22 protein-coding genes are annotated in these 23,412 nt (G+C 72.3%); 17 read left to right on the top strand and 5 right to left on the bottom strand.

The annotated features are described in order from the left end of the window. Window positions 1–70 precede the first annotated feature (70 nt). Genes ACZ56V_RS01605 through ACZ56V_RS01585 form a run of 5 tightly spaced genes read left to right on the top strand, consistent with a single transcriptional unit; the run spans window position 71 to window position 5,666 of the window. Window positions 71–1,705: a peptide ABC transporter substrate-binding protein gene (locus ACZ56V_RS01605; RefSeq protein ID WP_468938391.1), complete on the top strand. Its 1,635-nt coding sequence runs from the start codon at window positions 71–73 to the stop codon at window positions 1,703–1,705. Window positions 1,706–1,714: 9 nt separating this feature from the next. Next, a complete protein-coding gene (locus ACZ56V_RS01600) occupies window positions 1,715–2,638 on the top strand; it encodes an ABC transporter permease (RefSeq protein ID WP_398913235.1) in 924 nt (307 codons plus the stop codon). Beyond that, window positions 2,631–3,611, top strand: a complete 981-nt coding sequence (locus ACZ56V_RS01595; protein ID WP_398913234.1) for an ABC transporter permease — start codon at window positions 2,631–2,633, stop codon at window positions 3,609–3,611. Before ACZ56V_RS01600 ends, ACZ56V_RS01595 begins: the two co-directional genes overlap by 8 nt. Window positions 3,612–3,619: 8 nt before the next feature. Then, window positions 3,620–4,603, top strand: a complete 984-nt coding sequence (locus ACZ56V_RS01590) for an ABC transporter ATP-binding protein (RefSeq protein ID WP_398913232.1) — start codon at window positions 3,620–3,622, stop codon at window positions 4,601–4,603. Then, window positions 4,596–5,666, top strand: a complete 1,071-nt coding sequence (locus tag ACZ56V_RS01585; protein WP_468938386.1) for an ABC transporter ATP-binding protein — start codon at window positions 4,596–4,598, stop codon at window positions 5,664–5,666. Before ACZ56V_RS01590 ends, ACZ56V_RS01585 begins: the two co-directional genes overlap by 8 nt. Before the next feature lie 132 nt (window positions 5,667–5,798). Here ACZ56V_RS01585 and ACZ56V_RS01580 read toward each other — a convergent pair whose 3' ends face one another. Beyond that, window positions 5,799–7,922, bottom strand: coding sequence for a S9 family peptidase (locus tag ACZ56V_RS01580; protein ID WP_468938383.1), 2,124 nt, complete (start codon window positions 7,920–7,922; stop codon window positions 5,799–5,801). Between the two features lie 191 nt (window positions 7,923–8,113). Here ACZ56V_RS01580 and ACZ56V_RS01575 point away from each other — a divergent pair, with 191 nt between their 5' ends. The 8 genes from ACZ56V_RS01575 to ACZ56V_RS01540 all read left to right on the top strand — a co-directional run bounded on the left by ACZ56V_RS01575 (window position 8,114) and on the right by ACZ56V_RS01540 (window position 15,718). Continuing rightward, a complete protein-coding gene (locus ACZ56V_RS01575; protein ID WP_356360663.1) occupies window positions 8,114–8,308 on the top strand; it encodes a hypothetical protein in 195 nt (64 codons plus the stop codon). A 41-nt stretch (window positions 8,309–8,349) separates the two neighbouring features. Continuing rightward, a complete protein-coding gene (gene mshB, locus ACZ56V_RS01570; RefSeq protein ID WP_467381789.1) occupies window positions 8,350–9,261 on the top strand; it encodes an N-acetyl-1-D-myo-inositol-2-amino-2-deoxy-alpha-D-glucopyranoside deacetylase in 912 nt (303 codons plus the stop codon). Further along, window positions 9,258–9,680, top strand: coding sequence for a DUF6113 family protein (locus ACZ56V_RS01565; RefSeq protein ID WP_398913224.1), 423 nt, complete (start codon window positions 9,258–9,260; stop codon window positions 9,678–9,680). Before mshB ends, ACZ56V_RS01565 begins: the two co-directional genes overlap by 4 nt. Window positions 9,681–9,835: 155 nt before the next feature. Further along, a complete protein-coding gene (locus ACZ56V_RS01560) occupies window positions 9,836–12,154 on the top strand; it encodes a hypothetical protein (protein WP_468938378.1) in 2,319 nt (772 codons plus the stop codon). A gap of 144 nt (window positions 12,155–12,298) precedes the next feature. Continuing rightward, window positions 12,299–13,207 (top strand): ABC transporter ATP-binding protein, encoded by a 909-nt coding sequence (locus ACZ56V_RS01555; RefSeq protein ID WP_468938375.1) that lies wholly within the window; start codon window positions 12,299–12,301, stop codon window positions 13,205–13,207. Then, window positions 13,204–13,944, top strand: a complete 741-nt coding sequence (locus ACZ56V_RS01550) for an ABC transporter permease (RefSeq protein ID WP_468938373.1) — start codon at window positions 13,204–13,206, stop codon at window positions 13,942–13,944. The genes ACZ56V_RS01555 and ACZ56V_RS01550 overlap by 4 nt, the downstream gene beginning before the upstream one ends. Then, window positions 13,941–15,107: a sensor histidine kinase gene (locus ACZ56V_RS01545; protein WP_467381783.1), complete on the top strand. Its 1,167-nt coding sequence runs from the start codon at window positions 13,941–13,943 to the stop codon at window positions 15,105–15,107. Before ACZ56V_RS01550 ends, ACZ56V_RS01545 begins: the two co-directional genes overlap by 4 nt. Then, window positions 15,104–15,718, top strand: coding sequence for a response regulator transcription factor (locus ACZ56V_RS01540; protein ID WP_356371487.1), 615 nt, complete (start codon window positions 15,104–15,106; stop codon window positions 15,716–15,718). Before ACZ56V_RS01545 ends, ACZ56V_RS01540 begins: the two co-directional genes overlap by 4 nt. Before the next feature lie 67 nt (window positions 15,719–15,785). Here ACZ56V_RS01540 and ACZ56V_RS01535 read toward each other — a convergent pair whose 3' ends face one another. Beyond that, window positions 15,786–16,670, bottom strand: a complete 885-nt coding sequence (locus ACZ56V_RS01535; protein ID WP_468938369.1) for a transglutaminase-like and tetratricopeptide repeat-containing protein — start codon at window positions 16,668–16,670, stop codon at window positions 15,786–15,788. Window positions 16,671–16,711: 41 nt separating this feature from the next. Beyond that, window positions 16,712–17,728 (bottom strand): GNAT family N-acetyltransferase, encoded by a 1,017-nt coding sequence (locus ACZ56V_RS01530; RefSeq protein ID WP_468938366.1) that lies wholly within the window; start codon window positions 17,726–17,728, stop codon window positions 16,712–16,714. A gap of 140 nt (window positions 17,729–17,868) precedes the next feature. Between ACZ56V_RS01530 and fdxA the strand changes: the two genes are divergently transcribed. Continuing rightward, a complete protein-coding gene (fdxA, locus tag ACZ56V_RS01525) occupies window positions 17,869–18,189 on the top strand; it encodes a ferredoxin (RefSeq protein ID WP_003973842.1) in 321 nt (106 codons plus the stop codon). A gap of 119 nt (window positions 18,190–18,308) precedes the next feature. Beyond that, the gene (locus ACZ56V_RS01520; RefSeq protein ID WP_468938363.1) at window positions 18,309–19,406 is read left to right on the top strand and encodes a bifunctional succinyldiaminopimelate transaminase/glutamate-prephenate aminotransferase; all 1,098 of its coding nucleotides are present in this window, start codon (window positions 18,309–18,311) and stop codon (window positions 19,404–19,406) included. Between the two features lie 192 nt (window positions 19,407–19,598). On the opposite strand, the gene ACZ56V_RS01515 is transcribed toward ACZ56V_RS01520, so the two are convergent. Beyond that, window positions 19,599–20,030: an ATP-binding protein gene (locus tag ACZ56V_RS01515; protein WP_104636323.1), complete on the bottom strand. Its 432-nt coding sequence runs from the start codon at window positions 20,028–20,030 to the stop codon at window positions 19,599–19,601. Between the two features lie 326 nt (window positions 20,031–20,356). Further along, a complete protein-coding gene (locus ACZ56V_RS01510) occupies window positions 20,357–21,322 on the bottom strand; it encodes a VldE C-terminal domain-containing protein (RefSeq protein WP_468938359.1) in 966 nt (321 codons plus the stop codon). An 83-nt stretch (window positions 21,323–21,405) separates the two neighbouring features. Between ACZ56V_RS01510 and dapE the strand changes: the two genes are divergently transcribed. Beyond that, complete coding sequence (gene dapE, locus ACZ56V_RS01505) at window positions 21,406–22,485, top strand: succinyl-diaminopimelate desuccinylase (RefSeq protein WP_468938356.1); 1,080 nt, start codon at window positions 21,406–21,408, stop codon at window positions 22,483–22,485. 108 nt (window positions 22,486–22,593) lie between these two features. After that, window positions 22,594–23,352, top strand: coding sequence for an LOG family protein (locus ACZ56V_RS01500; RefSeq protein WP_104636326.1), 759 nt, complete (start codon window positions 22,594–22,596; stop codon window positions 23,350–23,352). Window positions 23,353–23,412: the final 60 nt, after the last annotated feature.

Below are 23,412 nucleotides of genomic sequence, written 5' to 3'. Positions count from 1 at the left end.
CCCCGAGTACGCCCCTCAAGGCTGGACCGGAACGGACCAGCGGACGAGTCAGGGCACGAGGAGGCACTCCATGCGCGGAGCCAGGCACGCCAAATGGGCCGCTTGCGCGGCGGCGGCAGCCCTCGCGGCGACGGCCTGCGGCGGCGGGGGCGGGGACGGGGGCGGCGGCGGGAACGGCGGCGGTGTGCTCAGCTCCTCCTGGGGCGACCCCCAGAACCCGCTGGAGCCGGCCAACACCAACGAGGTGCAGGGCGGCAAGGTCCTCGACATGATCTTCCGGGGGCTGAAGAAGTACGACCCGAAGACCGGCGAGGCGAAGGACATGCTCGCCGAGAAGATCGACACCTCCGACTCGCAGAACTACACCGTCACCGTCAAGGACGGCTGGACCTTCAGCAACGGTGAGAAGGTCACCGCCCAGTCCTTCGTGGACGCCTGGAACTACGGCGCGAGCCTGAAGAACAACCAGCGCAACGCGTACTTCTTCGCGTACATCGACGGCTACGACAAGGTGCACCCCGAGAGCGGCTCGCAGAGCGCCGACACGCTCTCCGGACTGAAGGTGACGGGGCCGCGCACCTTCACCGTCAAGCTCGGCCAGAAGTTCTCCAGCTTCCCCGACACCCTCGGCTACAACGCCTTCGCGCCGCTGCCCAAGGCGTTCTTCGACGACCACGACGCCTGGCTGAAGAAGCCGGTCGGCAACGGCCCCTACCAGGTCGACAACTACACCCGCGGCTCCCAGATGTCCCTGCGCAAGTGGGACGACTACCCCGGGCCCGACAAGGCGCAGAACGGCGGCGTGGACCTGAAGGTCTACACCGACAACAACACCGCCTACACCGACCTGATCGCGGGCAACCTCGACCTCGTCGACGACGTCCCGGCCTCCCAGCTCAAGAACGTCAAGAACGACCTCGGCGACCGGTACATCAACACCCCGGCCGGGATCATCCAGACCCTCGCCTTCCCGTTCTACGACGACGCCTGGAACAAGTCCGGCTCCGACAAGGTCCGCACCGGCCTGTCCATGGCGATCGACCGCAAGCAGATCACCGACACCATCTTCCAGAAGACCCGCACCCCGGCCACCGACTGGACCTCACCGGTCCTCGGCGAGGACGGCGGCTACAAACCGGGCCTGTGCGGGGACGCCTGCGAGTACAACGCCGACCAGGCCAAGAAGCTGATCAAGGAGGGCGGCGGCCTCCCCGGCGGCCAGGTCAAGATCACGTACAACGCCGACACCGGGTCCCACAAGCAGTGGGTCGACGCGGTCTGCAACTCCATCAACAACGCCCTGGACAACGACCGCGCCTGCGCCGGCAACCCGGTCGGCACCTTCGCCGACTTCCGCAACCAGATCACCGGCAAGAAGATGAGCGGTCCCTTCCGCGCGGGCTGGCAGATGGACTACCCGCTCATCCAGAACTTCCTCCAGCCGCTCTACTACACCAACGCCTCCTCCAACGACGGCAAGTGGTCCAACAAGGAGTTCGACGGGCTCGTCGACAAGGCCAACGGCCAGACCGACACCGCCGAGGCCGTCAAGACCTTCCAGCAGGCCGAGGGGGTCGTCCGCGACAACATGGCCGCCATTCCGCTCTGGTACCAGAACGGCAGCGCGGGCTACTCGGACCGGCTCTCCGACGTGGCGCTCAACCCGTTCAGCGTCCCGGTCTACAACGAGATCAAGGTCGGCTGAGGGGGCGCCATGGGACGCTATGTCGTCCGGCGGCTGCTCCAGATGATCCCGGTCTTCATCGGGGCCACGCTGCTGATCTTCCTGATGGTCAACGTGATGGGCGACCCCATCGCGGGCCTGTGCGGCGACCGGGAGTGCGACCCGGCGACGGCCGCGCAGCTGCGGCACGAGTTCGGCCTCGACCAGCCCGTGTGGCGGCAGTACGTCACCTACATGGGCAACGTCTTCACCGGCGACTTCGGCACCGCCTTCAACGGCCAGCCGGTCACCGAGCTGATGGGCACGGCGTTCCCGGTCACCATCCGGCTCACCATCGTCGCGATCCTCTTCGAGATCATCGTGGGGATCATCCTCGGCGTCGTCACCGGTCTGCGCCGCGGCCGCCCGGTCGACACCGGTGTGCTGCTCCTGACCCTCGTCGTCATCTCCGTCCCCACCTTCGTCACCGGCCTGCTGCTCCAGCTGCTGCTCGGCGTCAAGTGGGGGTGGATCGACCCGGCCGTCTCCTCCGAGGCGCTCTTCGGCGAGCTGATCGTCCCCGGCCTGGTCCTCGCCTCGGTCTCGCTGGCCTACGTCACCCGGCTGACCCGCACCTCCATCGCCGAGAACCGGCGCTCCGACTACGTCCGCACCGCCATCGCCAAGGGCCTGCCCCGCCACCGGGTCATCACCCGGCACCTGCTGCGCAACTCCCTGATCCCCGTCGTCACCTTCATCGGCACCGACATCGGCGCCCTGATGGGCGGAGCCATCGTCACCGAGCGGATCTTCAACATCCACGGCGTCGGCTACCAGCTCTACCAGGGCATCCTGCGCCAGAACACCCAGACCGTCGTCGGCTTCGTCACCGTCCTGGTCCTCGTCTTCCTCGTCGCCAACCTCGTCGTCGACCTCCTGTACGCCGTACTCGACCCGAGGATCCGCTATGTCTGACCAGGAGCCCTACGAGCCCGAACGCGCCGTCGCCGGCACCGGCATGGGCGGCACGATGGACCTCGGCACCAGCGAGGCGGTCACGCTGGAGCAGCCGCCGGGCCCGGACGGGGCGGACCCGCGGGACAAGCCCCGCAGCCTGTGGTCCGACGCCTGGCACGACCTGCGCCGCAACCCCGTCTTCATCATCTCGGCGCTGGTGATCCTGTTCCTGATCGTCATCTCCATCTGGCCCTCGCTGATCGCCTCCGGCAGCCCCCTCAAGTGCGACCTGGCCAAGGCCCAGGAGGGCTCCCAGCCCGGCCACCCCTTCGGCTTCAACGGCCAGGGCTGCGACGTCTACACCCGTACCGTCTACGGCGCCCGCACCTCGGTGGCGGTCGGCATCCTCGCCACGCTCGGCGTCGCCGTCCTCGGCAGCGTCCTCGGCGGCCTCGCCGGGTTCTTCGGCGGCGGCGGGGACGCGGTGCTGTCCCGGATCACCGACATCTTCTTCGCGATCCCGGTCGTCCTCGGCGGACTCGTCCTCCTCTCCGTCATCACCAGCAACACCATCTGGCCGGTCATCGGCTTCATCGTGCTGCTCGGCTGGCCGCAGATCTCCCGCATCGCCCGCGGCTCCGTCATCACCGCCAAGCAGAACGACTACGTGCAGGCGGCGCGGGCGCTGGGCGCCTCCAACTCCCGGCTCCTGCTGCGGCACATCGCGCCCAACGCCGTCGCCCCGGTCATCGTCGTGGCGACCATCGCGCTCGGCACCTACATCTCCCTGGAGGCGACCCTGTCCTTCCTCGGCGTCGGCCTCAAGCCGCCCAGCGTCTCCTGGGGCATCGACATCTCCTCCGCCGCCCCCTACGTACGCAACGCCCCGCACGCGCTGCTGTGGCCCTCCGGAGCCCTCGCCATCACCGTCCTCGCGTTCATCATGCTCGGCGACGCGGTGCGCGACGCCCTCGACCCGAAGCTGAGGTGAGCCGCCGCATGCTGCTCGAAGTGCGCGACCTGCACGTGGAGTTCCACACCCGGGACGGCGTCGCCAAAGCCGTCAACGGCGTCAGCTACGGCGTGGACGCGGGCGAGACCCTCGCGGTTCTCGGCGAGTCCGGCTCCGGCAAGTCCGTCACCGCCCAGACCGTCATGGGCATCCTCGACGTCCCGCCGGGCCGGATCACCGCGGGGGAGGTCCTCTTCGAGGGCCGGGACCTGCTGAAACTGAAGGAGCAGGAACGCCGGAAGGTCCGCGGCGCCGAGATGGCGATGATCTTCCAGGACGCCCTGTCCTCGCTGAACCCGGTCCTGACCGTCGGCGCCCAGCTCGCCGAGATGTTCACCGTGCACCGCGGCATGTCCCGCAAGGACGCCCACGCCAAGGCCATCGAGCTGATGGACCGGGTCCGCATCCCGGCCGCCAGGGAACGGGTGCGGCAGTACCCGCACCAGTTCTCCGGCGGCATGCGCCAGCGCATCATGATCGCGATGGCGATGGCCCTGGAGCCCAAGCTGATCATCGCCGACGAACCCACCACCGCCCTCGACGTCACCGTCCAGGCCCAGGTCATGGACCTGCTCGCGGAACTCCAGCGTGAGCTGCACATGGGCCTGATCCTCATCACCCACGACCTCGGCGTGGTCGCCGACGTCGCCGACAAGATCGCCGTCATGTACGCGGGCCGGATCGTCGAGACGGCACCCGTCCACGACATCTACAAGGCCCCGGCCCACCCGTACACCCGCGGCCTGCTGGAGTCGATCCCGCGCCTGGACCAGAAGGGCCAGGAGCTCTACGCCATCAAGGGCCTGCCGCCCAACTTGACGCGCATCCCGCCCGGCTGCGCCTTCCACCCCCGCTGCCCGATGGCCCAGGACGTCTGCCGCACCGACGTCCCTCCCCTCTACGACGTCACGGAGTCCGACGCCGAGCGGGGCAGCGCCTGCCACTTCTGGAGGGAGTGCCTGCATGGCTGAGACCACGGAGCCGATCCTCGCAGTCCGCGGCCTGGTCAAGCACTATCCGCTGACCTCCGGCATCCTCTTCAAGAAGCAGGTCGGCGCGGTCAAGGCCGTCGACGGCGTGGACTTCGAACTGGCCCGCGGCGAGACCCTCGGCATCGTCGGCGAGTCCGGCTGCGGCAAGTCCACGGTCGCCAAGATGCTGGTCAACCTGGAGAAGCCGACGGCGGGGGAGATCCGCTACAAGGGCGAGGACATCACGCGCCTGTCGGGGAAGGCCCTGAAGTCCGTCCGCCGCAACATCCAGATGGTCTTCCAGGACCCGTACACCTCCCTCAACCCCCGTATGACGGTGGGCGACATCATCGGCGAGGCATACGACATCCACCCGGAAGTGGCCCCGAAGGGCGACCGCCGGAAGCGGGTCCAGGACCTGCTGGACGTGGTCGGCCTGAACCCGGAGTACATCAACCGCTACCCCCACCAGTTCTCCGGCGGCCAGCGCCAGCGCATCGGCATCGCGCGGGGCCTGGCGCTGCGCCCGGAGATCATCGTCGCCGACGAGCCGGTCTCGGCCCTCGACGTGTCCGTGCAGGCCCAGGTGATCAACCTGATGGGCCGCCTCCAGGACGAGTTCGACCTCTCCTACATCTTCATCGCCCACGACCTGTCGATCGTCCGGCACATCTCCGACCGGGTCGGCGTGATGTACCTGGGCCGCATCGTGGAGACGGGCCGGGACGCGGAGATCTACGACCACCCCACGCACCCGTACACCCAGGCGCTGCTGTCCGCGGTGCCGGTGCCCGACCCGGAGGCCCGGGAGCACCGCGAGCGGATCATCCTGGCCGGCGACGTCCCGTCCCCGACCAACATCCCCTCCGGCTGCCGCTTCCGCACCCGCTGCTGGAAGGCACGGGAGCGCTGCGCGCTGGAGGTGCCGGCGCTCGCCGTGCCCGCCGAGTTCCGTTCGGTCTCCGGTCCCGCGGCGCACGACTCCGCCTGCCACTTCGCGGAGGAGAAGCAGGTGGTGCCGCCCGACGGCGAGGGGGAGGGCGGGGGCAGCGGGCCGGGGTGACATGGTCCCCGGCCCGCTTACGGCACCCGCACGGCCGTACGCCGATCAGCGTGGCGCGGCCGTGTGTCGAGGCCGCTTCGGTGAAGTTACCCGCGTGTCAAAGACGTCGGCGTACGGGTGACGCGGCAGACGTCACGCCGGGGCGGGCAGCGACCGCTTGAGGAAGTCCACCTGGAGCCGCAGCAGGTTCTCGGCGACCGACTCCTGCGGGGTCATGTGCGTGACGCCGGACAGGGGCAGCACCTCGTGCGGCCGGCCGGCCGCCAGCAGGGCCGAGGACAGCCGCAGCGAGTGGGCGACCACCACGTTGTCGTCCGCAAGCCCGTGGATGACCATCATGGGCCGGTGCGGCTCGGCGGCGTCGACCAGTCCGGCGTCGTCGATCAGCGAGTTGCGGCGGTAGACGTCCGGTTGCTCACCGGGGTCGCCGAGGTAGCGCTCCTGGTAGTGGGTGTCGTAGAGCCGCAGATCGGTGACCGGGGCGCCCACCACGGCGGCGTGGAAGACGTCCGGCCGGCGCAGCGCCGCGAGGGCGGCCAGATAGCCGCCGAAGGACCACCCCCGGATGGCGACGCGGTCCAGGTCCAGCGGGAAGTCGGCGGCGAGGGCGTGCAGCGTGTCCACCTGGTCCTGGAGCACGACGGCGGCCAGGTCGTCCTTGACGGCCTTCTCCCAGGCGGGGGAGCGCCCCGGAGTGCCCCGCCCGTCGGCGACGACCACCGCGAACCCCTGGTCGGCGAACCACTGCGAGGTGAGGTGGGCGTTGTGCGCGGCCACGACGCGCTGGCCGTGCGGGCCGCCGTAGGGGTCCAGGAGGACGGGGAGGGGGGTGTCACCGTGGTAGTCCGTTGGCATAAGCACGGCGCACGGGACACGCCGTGCGCCCCCTTGGGTGAGGGTCACGCGCGGGGACAAACCGGGGTCTTCCGCATACGAGGCGATGGTCGCCGCGAGCTTTCCGTCCCGCAGCACCCGCACCCGGGCGCCCGGCCGGTCCAGAGTGGCGGAGACGAGCACGGTCACGTCCCCCGCGCGCACCGCCGAGTGCACGCCGGGCTCCTGCGAGAGGCGCTCCACACCGAGTTCGTTCACCCGGTACACGTGCACCTCGCCGGTCTCCGCCCCGTCCGCCTCCTCGCCCGCCGAGGCGGAGACCAGCACGTCGTCGGCCCCGACGTCCAGCACCGCCCGCAGGTGCAACTGGGCGCCCGTAAGCGGCCGTTCACCCACCGCGAGCACCCGCGCCCCACCCTCGTCGGCGATCCGCACGAGCTGACCCGACGGGCTCCAGCAGGGCACCCCGGGGAAGAGTTCCAGCCAAATTGGATCTTCGTCGGCGTGCACCATCCGGGTCGTCCCCGACGCGGTGTCCACCGCCAGGTACAGCTGGCTGCGCTGGTCGCGCGCCTGTACGAGAAGCAGTGGCGCACCCGCCGCTGACCAGTGCACTCGCGCCAGATACGGATACCGGGCCCGGTCCCAGAGGACCTCCGTGCGCCCCCCGTCGAGACCGACGACGAACAGCCGTACGTCCGCGTTGGGGGTGCCCGCCGCCGGGTACGGCACGTGTTGTGGATCACGTCCGGGGTGCGCCGGGTCGGAGATCCACCAGCGCTGGACCGGCGTGTCGTCCACGCGCGCCACCAGCAGCCGGTCCGACTCGGGGCTCCACCAGAAGCCCCGGCTGCGCGCCATCTCCTCGGCCGCCACGAACTCGGCGAGCCCGTACGTGACGCCCTCGCCGTCCGCCTCGGCCAGCGCCCTGTCCCCGTCGCCCTCGGCGCCCACGACCCGCAGGGCGCCCCGGGCGACGTACGCGACGTGCCGGCCGTCGGGGGAGGGGCGCGGGTCGATCACCGGCCCGGGGGTGGGCAGTTCGCGCGCCGTGCCGACCCGCAGCTCGGCCGCGAAGAGCCGCCCCGACAGCGCGAAGGAGGCCAGCTCGACCGCCGAGTCGGTGGCGTAGCCGACGATCCCGGCGCCGCCCTCGCGGCTGCGCTCACGTCGGGCCCGTTCCTCGGGCGACAGGCGTTCCTCGGTGCCGCCCAGCAGGGCGCGCGGGTCGGCGGCGACGCGCTCCCCGCCCTCCTCGACGTCCAGGACCCACAGGGAGTTCGCCCGGTCCGTACCGGTACCGGAGCGCAGGAAGGCGACCCGTGAACCATCGGGTGCCACGGTGAACGAACGCGGCGCGCCGAGCGTGAACCGCTGGGTGCGGGCGTGCCGTTTGGGGAAGGAGTCGGACTCGGTCGTCATGCCTTGACCATATTGGCCATGCGCCCCCTTGTGCGGCCGTGCGCCGAGAGATGCGCGCGCACGGACAGTTATGATCACTAGCGCATAGTGGGTATCAACCAGGTGCCCCGCTGCGTGGATTTATCTGCCCCGAGCTTTGACTGCGACCGACCCCCCCCCCGTGTCCCTGGGCCCATTGGAGGTGAGCCGCCGTGGCACTCTCGATTTCGGCGGTTGTGCTGCTGGCGATCATCGTCTTCCTGCTGGTCAAGAAGTCAGGCTTGAAGGCGGGCCATGCGATCGTGTGCATGCTCCTCGGCTTCTACCTGGCCTCCTCGACGATCGCTCCCACGATCAACGACCTCACGACCAACATCGCGGGGATGATCAGCGACATCAACTTCTGACGTCGGTGCCGACGCCGGCGCGGGCCTCATAAGGTGGGGGCATGACGGAACCACCCGCCCGGCGTCTGCTGCTCGTGCACGCGCACCCGGACGACGAGTCGATCAACAACGGCGTCACCATGGCCCGGTACGCGGCCGAGGGCGCGCACGTGACGCTGGTGACCTGCACCCTCGGCGAGCGGGGCGAGGTCATTCCGCCCGCGCTCGCCCACCTGTCGGGAGCCGCTCTCGGCGGGCACCGCAGGGGTGAGCTGGCGGACGCGATGCGCGCGCTCGGCGTCGAGGACTTCCGGCTGCTGGGCGGGCCGGGCCGGTTCGCCGACTCCGGGATGATGGGACTGCCCGACAACGACGACCCCGGCTGCCTGTGGCAGGCGGACGTCGACGCGGCCGCGGCCCTGCTCGTCGACGTGATCCGTGAGGTGCGCCCCCAGGTGCTCGTCACCTACGACCCGAACGGCGGCTACGGCCACCCCGACCACATCCAGGCCCACCGCATCGCCATGCGGGCGGTGGAGCTGGCGGACGAGGCCGGGTGCCCCGTCGCCAAGGTCTACTGGAACCGCGTGCCGCGCTCCTCCGTGGAGGACGCCTTCGCCCGGCTCCGGGACGACCTGCCCGGCCTGCCGTTCGACAAGGCGGCCGCCGTCGAGGACGTACCGGGCGTCGTCGACGACGAGCGGATCACCACCGAGATCCGCGGCGAGGGCACCGCGTACGCCGCCGCCAAGGCCGCCGCGATGCGCGCGCACGCCACCCAGATCACGGTCGCCGGACCGTACTTCGTCCTCTCCAACGACCTGGCCCAGCCGCTCCTCGCCACCGAGCACTACGAACTGGTGCGCGGCGAGCGGGGCGGCGACGGGCGCGAGAGCGACCTGTTCGCCGGGATCACCGGGCTCACCGGGAACGCAGAGCCCTCCGCGGTCCCCGCGACCGGGGCGGCCTCGTGAGCGGCCGCAACGAGCCGGCGAGCTCCGCGCTCGCCCAGCCGCTGCGCCCGCCCTCGGCCGGGCGGGCCGCCCTGTACGTGGGGCTCTTCGTGCTCGGCGCCGTCCTCGGAGTGGCGGGCGCGCTGGTGCAGCCGGCCTGGTTCCCGGGCGGACTGCTGCTCGCGCTGGCCGCCGAGGCGGGGCTGTGCGTCGGGGCGGGCCGTGCCGTGGGGCGCCGGGGCGGAGCCGTCGCGCCCGCCCTCGGCTGGGCGCTGGCCGTGGTGCTGCTCACCACCAGCCGACCGGAGGGCGACTTCCTCTTCGCCGCCGGTGCGGGCTCCTATCTCTTCCTGCTCGGCGGCATCGCCGTTGCTGTGATCTGCGCCACCCTCGCGCCGGTGCGGCAACCGGACGGCGGCTCCGCCCGACTTCGCAAGTGACGTACCGCTTCGCCGTGCCGCGGGCGTGCGAGTCCCGTGTGGGTTTCCCCGGCGGTCACGGGATACGCGTGAGAAGTGGCCAGTATGGTGGTGCGCGCCGCCGAGCCGCCCGCTGAAGGCGTGACGGGCGGCGGAGCCAACCGGGAGAACCTGCCTTGAGTCGTGAAACTGACAGTTCGTCCTCCGGGCCCCACGGGCGCGGCGGAGCCGCATACCCGTCGGGCACCCCGCCCTACGGGACACCCACGGCTTCCGACGCCGGTGCCGACGCGGGCCGTTCGGCCGCGCGACCGGAGGAGCGCAAGACCGAGACGACGCTGACGACCCGGATCCGGATCAACATCCCCGGGTCGCGGCCCATTCCGCCGGTCGTCGTGCGCAAGCCCGTCGCGGACGCCGCCGCCGACGCCGCCGCCGACGACACGGAGACGACGGGCGAGCGGCCCGCGCCGGCGCCGAGTGCCCCCGCGCCCCCGGCCGCCGCTCCCGAGGCTCCCGCCGAGACCGGCCAGTCCGCCGAGGAGAGGCCGACGAGCGACTGGTTCGCGCCCCGCAAGTCGGGTCCGGCCAAGGGCGCCTCCGGTGGCGGCTCCACCAACGGCGCCGGTCTGCCCGGCGGTTCGGCGGCGGCCGCCGGGGGACCGGGTGCGCAGGGCCCGCGCGGGGCTGGTACCGCGGGCGCGGGTGCGTCGGGCGCCGGTGCGCGGCCGGGCGGCGGGAGTGGCCGCCCCGGTGGCGTCGTCGGCTCCATGAGCGCACCCGGCGGCTCCCGGCCCGGGTCCGCGGGCGGTGCCCCGCGCTCCGGTGCGACCGGCGGGCCCGTGGCGCCCGGCCACGGTGGCGGCACCGGCTCCTTCGACGTGACCGAGGCGCTGGCGGCCGGTCCACTGGGCGGCAACGGCAACGGCAACGGCAATGGCAACGGCACCCGGCCGGGCGGCGACGCCGGTGGCGAGCCGCGCCGCGACGGCCTGCCGTACTTCGCGGGGGACGGGCAGGCCGCCCCGGGCCCCGGAGCCCCCGGCGAGCAGCAGAACGGCCTGAACGGACAGTCCCCGTACGGCAACGGACCCCAGGGCCCCGCGGGCCCGACGAGCGGTCCGGTCACCGGCGACAGCCGGCTGTCCCCGCCCCCGGTCGGCGACCTCGGCGACCTGGGAATGTCCGGCGGCCCCGGAGCGCCGGCCGGTCAGCGCGAGCCCGCACCGAACGGTCTGCGTGGCCCGGGCAGCCTGGGCGGGCCCGCGGGCTCCGGTCCCGGCACGGGCCCGGACCCCGCCCGCCCCGGCCCCGGCGGCGGGCTCAGCGACGACACCGCGATCCTCACCCCGCAGCGGCCGGTTCCTCCCGGCATGGGCAACCCGGACAACATCTCCGGCAACACCGTCACCAGCGGCATCCCCGTCGTACCGGGCGAGCGCAACGAGCCGTTCCGGGCCGCGTCCGGCGACGGGCCGCTGCCGCACACGCCGCCCAAGCTGCCCGAGCCGGTCTCCGCGCCGCCGGCGAACTCCGCCAAGCCGGCCAAGAAGAAGGGACGCAAGAAGCTCCCGCTGCTCGTCGGCGCACTGGTCGTCGTCGCCGGTGTCGCCTACGGCGCCGGCCTGCTGATGAACCGTTCCGACGTGCCCAAGGGCACCACCGTGCTCGGCGTCGACATCGGCGGCGGCACCCGCGACGACGCCGTCGAGAAGCTGGACGCGGCCCTCGGGGTCCGCGCGGCCAAGCCGCTCAAGCTCACCGTGGGCGGCGACACCGTCTCCCTGAAGCCGGACCAGGCGGGACTCCAGCTCGACACCCAGGCCACGGCCAGCGACGCGGCGACGAGCGACTACAACCCGATGTCCGTGATCGGCTCGCTCTTCGGCCAGAAGCGGGTCGTCGAACCGGTCATGCCCGTCGACGAGGAGAAGCTGCACGCCGCCCTGCAGAACGCCGCGAGCGGGGCCGGGTCGGTGACCGAGGGCACGATCAAGTTCGAGTCGGGCAAGGCCGTGCCCGTGTACGGCAAGGCCGGCAAGGGCATAGACGTCGCCAAGTCGACCGAGGCCGTGCAGGCCGCGTACCGCGCCCAGGTGGAGACGGGCACCGCCACCGGGGTGAACGTGCCGACGACCACCAAGGAGCCCACGGTCTCCAAGGCCGAGGTCGACCGGATGCTGAAGGAGTTCGCCGAGCCGGCCATGTCGGCCAGGGTGACCGTGCAGACGGACGCCGCGCACTCCATCCCGATGAGCCCCGAGAAGTCGCTGTGGAAGTTCCTCAGGGTCACGGCCGTCGACGGCAAGCTCGTCGACAAGCCCGACCTGAACGCCCTCAAGGAGCTCTACGGCCAGACCTTCGACGGTGTGCTCATCACCCGGGCCAACGGTGAGAAGACCGCCGTCACCCCCCAGGACGTCTACGGCGCCATGCGCCAGGCCCTGAAGAGCAAGACCGACCGGGTGGCCGTCATCGACACCAACCCCAGCTGACGCGGCCGCAGGAGAGAGGGGCGCCCGGCACTCGCCGGGCGCCCCTCTCGTCCTACGCCGCCGGGTGCCGCATGACATCTGTCATCCGGCACCCGGGACCGCCGACACTGCCGGGCGCCCGGCCGCCGCGGCCACGATGGGAGCATGACGAGGACAACGGCGGTCGGCTTCGACCAGGTGACCAAGGGGTACGGCGACGTCCGGGCCGTCGACGGGCTGACACTCGCCCTGCACCCGGGACAGACCGTGGCCCTGCTGGGCCCGAACGGGGCGGGCAAGTCGACCACGCTCGACCTGCTGCTCGGCCTCAGGCGCCCCGACACCGGCACCGTCCGGGTCTTCGGCACCGAACCGCGCGAGGCCATCGTCGCCGGACGGGTGGGTGCCATGCTGCAGAGCGGCGGCCTGATGGACGAGGTCACGGTCGCCGAACTCGTCCGGCTGGCCTGCGCACTGCACCCCAGGGCCCACCCGGTCGCCGACGTGCTGGCCCGCGCCGGACTCACCAAGATCGCCGACCGTAGGGTCGACAAGCTCTCGGGGGGCCAGGCCCAGCGGGTACGCTTCGCGCTCGCAACCGCCGGTGACAGCGACCTGATCGTCCTGGACGAGCCCACCACCGGTATGGACGTGACCGCCCGCCAGGCCTTCTGGGCCACCATGCGCGAACAGGCCGACCAGGGCCGCACCGTGCTGTTCGCCACGCACTACCTGGAGGAGGCCGACGCCGTCGCCGACCGGGTGCTCGTCCTGCACCGGGGCCGGCTGCTGGCCGACGGTACGGCCGCCGAGATCAAGGCCAGGGCCGGGTCCCGCCGGATCTCCTTCGACCTGGAGGGCGCGATCGACGAACAGGCGCTGCGCGCCCTGCCCTTCCTGACCTCCCTCACCGTGTCCGGCCGGACCGTCCGCCTCCAGTCCTCCGACGCCGACGCCACCGTGCACGCGCTGTACGGCCTCGGCCTCTACCCCCGCAACCTCGAAGTCGCCGGACTCGGACTCGAGCAGGCCTTCGTCGCCCTCACCGCCGCCGAGGAGGCCAAGCAGCCGTGACCAGCCTGATCAGGCTCGAACTCACCCGAGCCCTGCGCAACCGCAAATTCCTGTTCTTCTCGGTGATCTACCCCTCGGCCCTGTTCCTGCTGATCGCGGGCAACGCCGACGGCACCGGCGAGGTCGACGGCACCGGACTGACCCTGCCGACCTTCTTCATGGTCTCCATGGCCTCCTTCGGCGCCCTGACCGCCGTACTGATGGGCAACAGCGAGCGCATCGCCAAGGAACGCGAGAGCGGCTGGGTGCGGCAGCTGCGGCTGACCACCCTCCCGGGCCGCGGCTACGTCCTCGCCAAGACCGCGAGCGCCGCCGTCGTCAGCCTGCCCGCCATCGTCGTCGTCTTCGTCGTCGCCGCGGCCGTGAAGGACGTGCGCCTGGACGCCTGGCAGTGGCTCGCCCTCACCGGCGTGATCTGGGCCGGCAGCCTGGTCTTCGCCGCGCTCGGCGTCGCCATCGGCTACCTGGCGACCGGGGACGCGGTCCGCCCGATCACGATGATCGTGTACTTCGGCCTGTCCATGCTCGGCGGCCTGTGGATGCCCACCACCACCTTCCCGCAGTGGCTCAGGGACATCGCCGAGTGGCTGCCCACGCACGCGTACGCTGCCCTCGGGCAGTCGATCGAACAGAGTCACGCCCCGCACGCACAGGACCTCGCCGTCCTCGCCGTCTACTTCGTGCTCTTCGCGGGCGGCGCGGCCTGGCTGTACCGGAAGGACACGCTGAAGGCGTGAGCGGCGTCGGCATCGGGCAACGCCCGGAGAACCGCAGGCAGAAGACCGTCAAGGTCATGTGGACCGCCATCTGGCTGGCCTACCTGAGCGCCCCCGTCAGCGACCTGCTGCACGGCGGTCACGCCGTCGGCGTCCGGATCCTCGGCTGGGCCGGCCTCGCGGCCTTCGTGACCTGGTACATGCTGCTGCTCTTCCGCACCGGCCGCCGCGAGAGGACCAAGCTGGTCCTCGGCTCCCTCGCCGTCCTCGCGGCCCAGTCCACACTCCTCGCCCTCACCCTGGGCCGCGAGTGGCTGGTCCTCTTCGTGTACGTCGCGATCGCGTCCGGCGCCGCCCTGCCGCTGCGCCTGGCCCGCTGGACGATCCCGGGCGCCTCGGCGCTGCTCACCGCCGTGGCGCTCGCGGTGCCGGGCGGGACCTCCTTCATCGCCGGACTGCTGCTCCCGGCGCTGCTGGGCGGCTTCGCCATGACCGGCGTGCGCGAGCTGGTGCGGACCACCCTCGCGCTGCGCGAGGCCCGAGCCACCGTCGCGCAGCTCGCCGCCAACGAGGAACGGCTGCGCCTCGCCCGCGACCTGCACGACCTGCTCGGCCACTCGCTCTCCCTGATCACCCTGAAGAGCGAGCTGGCGGGTCGTATGCTCCCCGCCCACCCCGACAAGGCCGCCCAGCAGGTCGCCGACATCGAACAGGTCAGCCGCCAGGCCCTCGTCGACGTCCGCGAGGCCGTCACCGGCTACCGCCGGGCCCGCCTCGCGACCGAACTGGCAGGCGCCAAGGTCGCGTTGACGGCCGCCGGAGTGGCCGCCGAGCTGCCCGGCGAACCGGACCTGGCAGGCGTCCCCGAGGAGTCCGAGACGGCCCTCGCCTGGGCGCTGCGCGAGGCGGTCACCAACGTCGTACGGCACAGCGGCGCCCGGCGCTGCGTGGTGGAACTGCTGGAGCGCCAGACGCTGGACGGCGCGGTGCTGGAACTGTCGGTGGAGGACGACGGCTCCGGCCGCCCCGCCTCCGCGCACACCCCCGGCAACGGCCTCACCGGCCTCACCGAACGCCTGGCGAAGGCGGGCGGCACACTCGAAGCGGGCGCGGCCCACCGGGGATTCAGGCTGGTCGCCCGCGTCCCGGCGGCCGCGGCGGCCGACGTAGGATCCGGGGCATGAGCCGCACGATCAAGGTCCTGCTGGCCGAGGACCAGGCGATGGTCCGCGAGGCACTGGCCGCCCTGCTCGGCCTGGAGGAGGACATCGAGGTCGTCGCCCAGGTGGCGCGCGGCGACGAGGTGCTGGACGCCGCCCGCGCCCACGGCGTGGACGTGGCCCTGCTGGACATCGAGATGCCCGGTGCGACCGGCATCGAGGCGGCTGCCCTGCTCCACCGGGAACTCCCGGCCGTGAAGCTGGTCGTCCTCACCACCTTCGGCCGCCCCGGCTACCTGCGCAGCGCCATGGAATCCGGCGCCGACGCCTTCCTGGTCAAGGACGCCCCGGCCGCCCAGCTCGCCGCAGCGGTACGCAAGGTGCTCGCGGGCGAGCGGGTCATCGACCCGACCCTGGCGGCGGCCGCCCTCGCGGAGGGCGCCAACCCCCTCACCGACCGCGAACGCGAGATCCTCCGGGCCGCCGCCGACGGCTCCACCAACGCCGAACTCGCCACCGCCCTCCACCTCTCCCAGGGCACGGTCCGCAACTACCTCTCCACGGCCATCCAGAAACTGGCGGTCAGGAACCGCGCGGAGGCAGTCCAGGTCGCAAGGAACAAGGGCTGGCTGTAGAAGTCGCCCGGGCTGCGCCCGCCAGCGCGGGCAGGCGACCCACCCCTCCCGGCACCCTCACCGACGCTCAGTTCAACATCGCCCGAGCCGCCCGGGCCTCCCCGCGCACCGCCTCGGCGGCATCGCCGTCCACCGCCTCCACCACCTCCGCGTACGCCTCCAACTCCCCGGCCCCCGCCAGGAAGTCCCCCCGCTGCACCAGCAACCGCGCCCGCTCGTACCGCAACCGCGCCGCATGCGCCGGCAAAAGCAGCGCCAGGTCGACCGCCCACAGGCCCACCGCCGACTGCTCAGGCCGCCTGGCCGCCCACGCCCGGATGTTGTTCAGCACCCGGGACACGACGTCCAACGGCGCCGCGGGCTCCAGCATCGACGGCCGCAGCTCCGCCCCCGTCGCCCCGGCGACCAGCACCTCCGCGTCCTGCCCGCTCAGCAGGCGCCCTCCGTCGAACGGGTCGACGAGCACCCGCTCCTCCAGCGACCCGGACCCCGGCCCCGGCTCCGCCCCGAACCCGACCACGAAATGCCCCGGCAGGGCGACCCCGTACACCGGCGCCCCCGCCCGCCTGGCCACCTCGATCCACACCACCGACAGCAGGATCGGCAGCCCGCGCCGGCGCCGCAGCACCTCGTGCAGCAGCGACGACTCCAGCCGCTGGTAGTCGGCCGCGGACCCGTGGAACCCGTACCGCTCGCCGAGCAGGTCCCGCAGCGCCACCGCCCAGGCCCGCGGCGTACCCGGCCGGAACGGCAACTGCCCCGCCAGCCGGTCCAGTTCCACCGACGCGGCGTCCAGCCCGGCCTCGTCGAGCATCCCGTCCGCCTCCGCGCCCACCAGCAGGCACAGCGTGGCCAGGTCGGGCCGCTCGGACCGCGCCTCTTCGGCGAACCGCCGCCGCAGTTCGGCCGAACGTTCCGGCGACGGGGGCTGGGGTGGATGAGGATGACGCATGGCCGGCTCGTGCCCTTTCACAGCGATGTCACGGCGACGGATCACCGGTCCGTCCCGGCGTCCCCGGGCTCCCGGTAGTGGTGGTAGGCGTGGTGCGCGGCGAAGCCCATCCCGGCGTACAGCGCCCGGGCGCCGGTGTTGTCCGTCTCCACCTGGAGCCACGCCGCCGACGCGCCCTCGTCGAGCGCCCGCCGGGCCAGCGCGGCCATGACGGCGCTCGCGAGCCCCCGGCGCCGCTGTGCGGGGTCGACCTCGACGGCCGCGAAGGAGGCCCAGCGCCCGTCCACGACACACCGCCCGATCGCCGCCGGGGTACCCGTCGCGTCCGCACCGGGCACCGTGGCGAACCACACCGACGGTCCTCCGCGCAGTACCCGCAGGGCCACGTCGCTCACGCTCTTGCGCCGGTACCGGGCCAGCCACGCCTCGTCCGCCTCCCGGGACAGGACCACACCGGTGCCCTCGGCCAGATCGGCGACCGGCGCGAGTCCGCCCGTCCACACCTCGGCCGTCACCTCCCGGACCCAGCCCCGCCGCTCCAGCTCCGCGCACAGCGGCTCCTGCGTGCCGTCGGCGCCGGTGGCGGTCTGGACGTACGCGGGCAGCCCGCGCTCGCCGTACCAGCGGCGTACTGCGTTCAGCGCCTCGTCGAGGGGCAGCCCCGGATCGCCGAGCGGCAGCACGGAGTTGGCCCGCCGGGTGAAGCCCCCGGCCGCCCGCAGCTCCCACCCGCCGAGCCGCTCGCTCTCCACCGGGGGCCAGGCCCGCGCGGCGACCCGCGCCAGTTCCTCGTAGGACGCGGCGGGACCGCGACGGCGGGCGGGCGCGGCCGGTACGACCTTTCCGGCGACCAGGGCGGACTCCGCGACACGCACGGTTTCGCCACCCTTTCGTGTGATCAGCAGCACACCGTCGGTCCATGATGTGAGAACACCGACCGTGTCGGTGAACTTCTCACCCGCGACACCCGCTTCGCTCAAGCGCCGTACGGAGACTCGTTTGCCCACGTCAGCAGCGGTGATACGGACCTCAAGTCGCCCTGCGGCAGAGATTTCCACGGGTCTGTCCACCCCTCCTGTTCGGATCATGCCCAAGAACGGAGATACTAGGGGCGGGCATCGACGACGCCGCGCTCCCGCGCGCCAGGCGGCGGAGCCTGAGGAGGCCCGCCAGCGCCCTATCGAGGAGGAACGACAGCGTGACCTACGTCATCGCGCAGCCTTGTGTCGACGTGAAGGACAAGGCGTGCATCGAGGAGTGCCCGGTCGACTGCATCTACGAGGGCCAGCGGTCCTTGTACATCCACCCGGACGAATGCGTCGACTGTGGTGCCTGTGAGCCGGTCTGCCCGGTCGAGGCGATCTTCTACGAGGACGACACTCCCGAGGAGTGGAAGGACTACTACAAGGCGAACGTCGAGTTCTTCGACGAGCTCGGTTCGCCGGGCGGCGCCAGCAAGCTGGGGCTGATCGAGCGCGACCACCCCTTCGTCGCCGCGCTGCCGCCGCAGAACCAGTAAGAGCGGCCCGCACACACGCGCCGCCTCGGTCCCGTACGGCCTGATCACCCCGATCGGCGCCGCACGGGACCGAGGCGTTTGCCGTGCCGGGCGCTCACGAGGAAAGGGAGCCACCCACCGTGTCCGCAGTCTCCGACCGACTTCCCACCTTCCCCTGGGACAAGCTGGAGCCGTACAAGAAGACGGCCGCGGCCCACCCCGGCGGCATCGTCGACCTCTCGGTCGGCACCCCGGTCGACCCGGTCCCCGAGCTGATCCAGAAGGCCCTGGGCGACGCGGCGGACTCCCCGGGCTACCCGACCGTCTGGGGCACCCCGGCGCTGCGCGACGCGATCACCGGCTGGGTGGAACGCCGCCTCGGCGCCCGTGACGTCACCCACCGGCACGTGCTTCCCATCGTCGGCTCCAAGGAACTGGTCGCCTGGCTCCCGACCCAGCTGGGCCTCGGCCCCGGCGACAAGGTGGCCTTCCCGCGCCTGGCCTACCCGACGTACGAGGTCGGCGCGCGCCTGGCCCGCGCGGAGTACGAGGCGTACGACGACCCGACCGAGCTGGACCCGGCGGGCCTCAAGCTCCTCTGGCTCAACTCCCCGTCGAACCCGACCGGCCAGGTGCTCTCCAAGGGCGACCTGACCCGCATCGTGGCCTGGGCCCGCGAGCACGGCGTCCTCGTCGTCTCCGACGAGTGCTACCTGGAGCTGGGCTGGGAGGCGGCCCCGGTCTCGGTCCTCCACCCGGACGTCAACGGCGGCTCCTGCGACGGCCTGGTCGCCGTCCACTCCCTCTCCAAGCGCTCCAACCTCGCCGGCTACCGCGCGGCCTTCCTGGCCGGCGACCCGGCAGTCCTGGGTCCGCTCCTGGAGATCCGCAAGCACGGCGGCATGATGACCTCGGCGCCGACCCAGGCCGCCGTGGTGGCGGCCCTCGGCGACGACGAGCACGTCCGCGTCCAGCGCGAGCGCTACGCGGCCCGCCGCACCGCCCTGCGCGAGGCCCTGCTCGGCCACGGCTTCCGCATCGAGCACAGCGAGGCCAGCCTCTACCTCTGGGCCACCCGCGACGAGTCCTGCTGGGCCACGGTCGCCCACCTGGCCGACCGGGGCATCCTGGTGGCCCCGGGCGACTTCTACGGCCCGGCGGGCGAGAACTTCGTCCGCGTAGCCCTGACGGCAACGGACGAACGCGTCCAGGCAGCCGTCGAGCGCCTGAAGGCCTGAGGCCCCGCTGTGGGCAGTCGTTCCGCAAGGCGACGGGGGTACCTCCCATGCCCGTGAGGCAATGGGGGAGGGTGGGCACAGCCCCCGACGCCGGGCCACGGCCAAGACACGCTCACTGCACCCACGCAAGGCACCAAAAAGCGCCGGGGCCCAGGAAAGAAACCCGGGCCCCGGCGCCGTACAAGCCCGGCGCTAGCCGATGGGCAGCCCCTGCACCGGCAGCCCGCCCTTGCCCAGCGCCTCCGTCGGCAGCCCGCCCTTCGTGGCGGTCGAAGCCGTGTCACCCACGATGTCCCCGGCGGAGCCCGCCGCTTCCCCGGCCGCGTTCTGCGCCGCCGGCGTGGCCTTCTTGACGACCGATCCACCGGTCTTGCCGGCGGTCGGCACGGTCTTCTTGACGGCCTTGCCGCCGGTGTCGCCCGCGGTCTCGGTGACGTTCTCGGCCGCGGAGGCGGCGGTGTTGCCGACGTTCGCCCCGTCCAGGGCGGTCAGTCCCCCGAGGTTCGGGGTGGCCGGCAGTTCGGGCGCCGCGCTGGCGGAGCCGGCCGCACCGACCCCGGCAGCCGCTCCCGCAGCGACGAGCAGCGCGGCACGGGCGATCCGACGGGTCAGGGGGAGGGACATGATGCTCCTTCGACGTAAGTCGACGACAACGATGGGTAATCCGACCGGGCCCGGAGGGCGACCGGAGAGTGGTCGACCGGGCTCGGACGCAGTGACTACCGCTCGAGAGCCACGAAGGTTGCGGCGGCCCAACGTAAAGAGTTGGTAATGCGTCGCATTATCAGGTGCACAGAAAAACGGGCAAAAGGGCGCCGGTCGGAAAGTCTGCTGAATCCTTACGGCCCTTGATTTTCCCGGGTCCCGACGCCTTCGGGAGTGAGGGTGCGAAAACCCGTGCTCCGCGCCGACGCGGGTCACTCGCACAGATGACGCTTCGTACGCGCGCCCTACCGCGCGGACGTGATCCGCACCGGCCCCGCCGTCCGCTCCGCGCCCTTGGCGCCTCCGCCGCCCGTCGGGTTCCACTTGCTGTCCGTGTTGCCCGCGGTCCACTCCCGGCCCGCGTAGGTGACCCGCTGGATGTGCAGCGAGGAGGCGTTGGCCACCGCCCAGTGCGCCAGCTGCCAGCCGCGCCGCCCGCGCTCCTCGGCCGCGCCGGAACCGGTGCCGCCGGTCACCGGCAGGGTCACGGTCCGCTCGTCGGAGCCGGCCGCGGGCCGGGCGGAGGTGGCGTCGCCGCCCACTTCGGCGCCGGCCGGGCGGAGCACGTCGTGCCCGAAGTCCCGTACCAGCGCCGCGCGTACCGCGTCCGGGCCCGTCTCCCGGGCCGTGCCGGGGAGCCCGTCGCAGGTCAGCGTCGCCGCGGACCGTCCGGTGAGCGCGGCGGAGAGCAGTGCGGCGCCCGGTTCGTGCTTGGCGTAGGCGTACGGGAAGGCGCTGCGCTGCACGCGCTGGGCGGCGTCGGTCAGCGGGAGGTCCAGGTAGCCCGGGATCTCGACCAGGTGGTCGTAGAACAGGCCCGCCGAGTACGCCGGGTCCATGATCTCCGCGGGCTTGCCCCAGCCCTGCGAGGGCCGCTGCTGGAACAGGCCGAGCGAGTCCTTGTCCCCGTGGTCCAGATTGCGCAGCGACGACTCCTGCAGCGCGGTCGCCAGCGCGATCGTCACGGCCCGCTCGGGCAGCTTGCGCGCGGTGCCCACGGCGGTGATCGTCGCCGCGTTCACCGCCTGCTCCGGCGTGAACTCGTACGCCCCGTCGCCCTTGCCGCCGGCCACCCGGCACCCCGGGGCGCCCCCGCCCCCGGTGACGTACTGCACCGCCAGATAACCGGCGACCGCGAGCAGGGCCATGGAGGCGGCGCCCGAACGGGCGAGGCGGCCACGGCGTTTGCGGGGTGGGGACGGCTGGAGCACGCGTACAAGGTACTGGAGGGTAGGGTCCGGTGTCCGCCGGGTACGGACTCTGCCCGAAAGGGCAGGGCGTTAGGGTCGGGGCCATGGCCGATACCCCGCTTGACCTCACGCTGGACGCCGCGGAGCTTACCGCGCGGCTCGTCGACTTCCCGTCCGAGAGCGGCACCGAGGAGCCCCTGGCGGACGCGATCGAGAGTGCTCTGCGGGCCCTGCCCCACCTGTCGGTCGAGCGGTACGGCAACAACGTCGTCGCCCGCACCGGCCTGGGCCGCGCGGAGCGCGTCATCCTGGCCGGCCACATCGACACCGTGCCGATCGCCGGCAACGTCCCGTCCCGGCTGGACGAGGACGGGGTGCTGTGGGGCTGCGGCACCTGCGACATGAAGGCGGGCGTCGCCGTCCAGCTGCGCATCGCGGCCACCGTCCCCGCCCCCAACCGCGACCTGACCTTCGTCTTCTACGACAACGAGGAGGTCGCCGCCGAGCTGAACGGCCTGAAGCACGTCGCCGAGGCCCACCCCGATTGGCTGGAGGGCGACTTCGCGGTGCTCCTCGAACCCTCCGACGGGCAGGTGGAGGGCGGCTGCCAGGGCACCCTGCGGGTGCTGCTGAAGACGGCGGGGGAGCGGGCGCACTCCGCGCGCTCCTGGATGGGCTCCAACGCGATCCACGCCGCCGCCCCGATCCTCGCGCGCCTGGCCGCGTACGAGCCGCGCTACCCGGTCATCGACGGCCTGGAGTACCGCGAGGGCCTGAACGCGGTCGGCATCACGGGCGGGGTCGCGGGCAACGTCATCCCCGACGAGTGCGTGGTCACGGTGAACTTCCGCTACGCCCCGGACCGCAGCCCCGTGGACGCCCTCGCCCACGTCCGGGAGGTCTTCGCGGACTGCGGGGTGACGGAGTTCGTGGTCGACGACCACAGCGGCGCGGCCCTGCCGGGACTGTCCCACCCCGCCGCGGCGGCCTTCATCGAGGCGGTGGGCGGCACCCCGCAGCCCAAGTACGGCTGGACGGACGTGTCCCGTTTCTCCGCCCTCGGCGTCCCGGCGGTCAACTACGGCCCGGGCAACCCGCACCTGGCGCACAAGCGCGACGAGCGGGTCGAGGTGGCGAAGATCCTCGCCGGTGAGGAACGCCTGCGGTCGTGGCTGACGGCTTGATCCACCGCGGGTTTATGTCGCTGCGTGGCGGACATGCTGAGGTCCCTCGTACGTAACCCGCGTAGATCTACGCTGAGGTGGAAGAACCTGCGACTGGAGGGAGCGCGCATGGCTACCGGCAACCCCGAGGGCAAGAAGCGGCCACCGGAGGAGCAGCGCCTGGGCCCCGTCCTCCGGCGGCGGGACAAGGTGCAGGAGAGCACCACGGACCAGCGCCTGCTGGACGAACGCGCCCCGACGGACTGGGTGCACACCGACCCCTGGCGCGTCCTGCGCATCCAGTCGGAGTTCATCGAGGGCTTCGGCACGCTGGCCGAACTGCCGCCCGCCATCAGCGTCTTCGGCTCCGCCCGTACGGCCGTGGACTCACCGGAGTACGAGGCGGGCGTGCGACTGGGCCGCGGCCTGGTGGAGGCGGGCTTCGCCGTCATCACCGGCGGTGGGCCCGGCGCCATGGAGGCGGCCAACAAGGGCGCCCTGGAGGCGAAGGGCACCTCGGTCGGCCTGGGCATCGAACTGCCCTTCGAACAGGGGCTCAACCCCTACGTCGACATCGGCCTGAACTTCCGTTACTTCTTCGTCCGCAAGATGATGTTCGTGAAGTACGCGCAGGGCTTCGTCGTCCTGCCCGGGGGCCTCGGCACCCTGGACGAGCTCTTCGAGGCCCTCACCCTGGTGCAGACCCAGAAGGTGACCCGCTTCCCCATCGTCCTGTTCGGCTCCGAGTACTGGGGCGGCCTGGTGGACTGGCTCCGCGGCACCCTGGTGGCCCAGGGCAAGGCCGCGGAGAAGGACCTCATGCTCTTCCACGTCACGGACGACGTGGACGAGGCCGTGGCCCTGGTCTCCAAGGAAGCGGGCCGGTAGCGGCAGGTCACGGGCGGGGGCGAGGCCCTGGGCCGACCCCCGCCGAAGCCTGGACCGACG

This window comes from Streptomyces sp. NPDC034099, from assembly GCF_055575415.1.
Note: the sequence above shows the minus strand (reverse complement) of the source record. Positions and strands in the feature narration are given on the sequence as shown.

What these genes read in the sequence shown, in the direction of transcription:
- ACZ56V_RS01605 (WP_468938391.1), top strand. Translation starts at nt 71, where the DNA reads ATGCGCGGAGCCAGGCACGCCAAATGGGCCGCTTGCGCGGCGGCGGCA.
- ACZ56V_RS01600 (WP_398913235.1), top strand. Translation starts at nt 1,715, where the DNA reads ATGGGACGCTATGTCGTCCGGCGGCTGCTCCAGATGATCCCGGTCTTC.
- ACZ56V_RS01595 (WP_398913234.1), top strand. Translation starts at nt 2,631, where the DNA reads ATGTCTGACCAGGAGCCCTACGAGCCCGAACGCGCCGTCGCCGGCACC.
- ACZ56V_RS01590 (WP_398913232.1), top strand. Translation starts at nt 3,620, where the DNA reads ATGCTGCTCGAAGTGCGCGACCTGCACGTGGAGTTCCACACCCGGGAC.
- ACZ56V_RS01585 (WP_468938386.1), top strand. Translation starts at nt 4,596, where the DNA reads ATGGCTGAGACCACGGAGCCGATCCTCGCAGTCCGCGGCCTGGTCAAG.
- ACZ56V_RS01580 (WP_468938383.1), bottom strand. Translation starts at nt 7,922, where the DNA reads ATGACGACCGAGTCCGACTCCTTCCCCAAACGGCACGCCCGCACCCAG.
- mshB (WP_467381789.1), top strand. Translation starts at nt 8,350, where the DNA reads ATGACGGAACCACCCGCCCGGCGTCTGCTGCTCGTGCACGCGCACCCG.
- ACZ56V_RS01555 (WP_468938375.1), top strand. Translation starts at nt 12,299, where the DNA reads ATGACGAGGACAACGGCGGTCGGCTTCGACCAGGTGACCAAGGGGTAC.
- ACZ56V_RS01540 (WP_356371487.1), top strand. Translation starts at nt 15,104, where the DNA reads ATGAGCCGCACGATCAAGGTCCTGCTGGCCGAGGACCAGGCGATGGTC.
- ACZ56V_RS01535 (WP_468938369.1), bottom strand. Translation starts at nt 16,670, where the DNA reads ATGCGTCATCCTCATCCACCCCAGCCCCCGTCGCCGGAACGTTCGGCC.
- ACZ56V_RS01515 (WP_104636323.1), bottom strand. Translation starts at nt 20,030, where the DNA reads ATGTCCCTCCCCCTGACCCGTCGGATCGCCCGTGCCGCGCTGCTCGTC.
- dapE (WP_468938356.1), top strand. Translation starts at nt 21,406, where the DNA reads ATGGCCGATACCCCGCTTGACCTCACGCTGGACGCCGCGGAGCTTACC.
- ACZ56V_RS01500 (WP_104636326.1), top strand. Translation starts at nt 22,594, where the DNA reads ATGGCTACCGGCAACCCCGAGGGCAAGAAGCGGCCACCGGAGGAGCAG.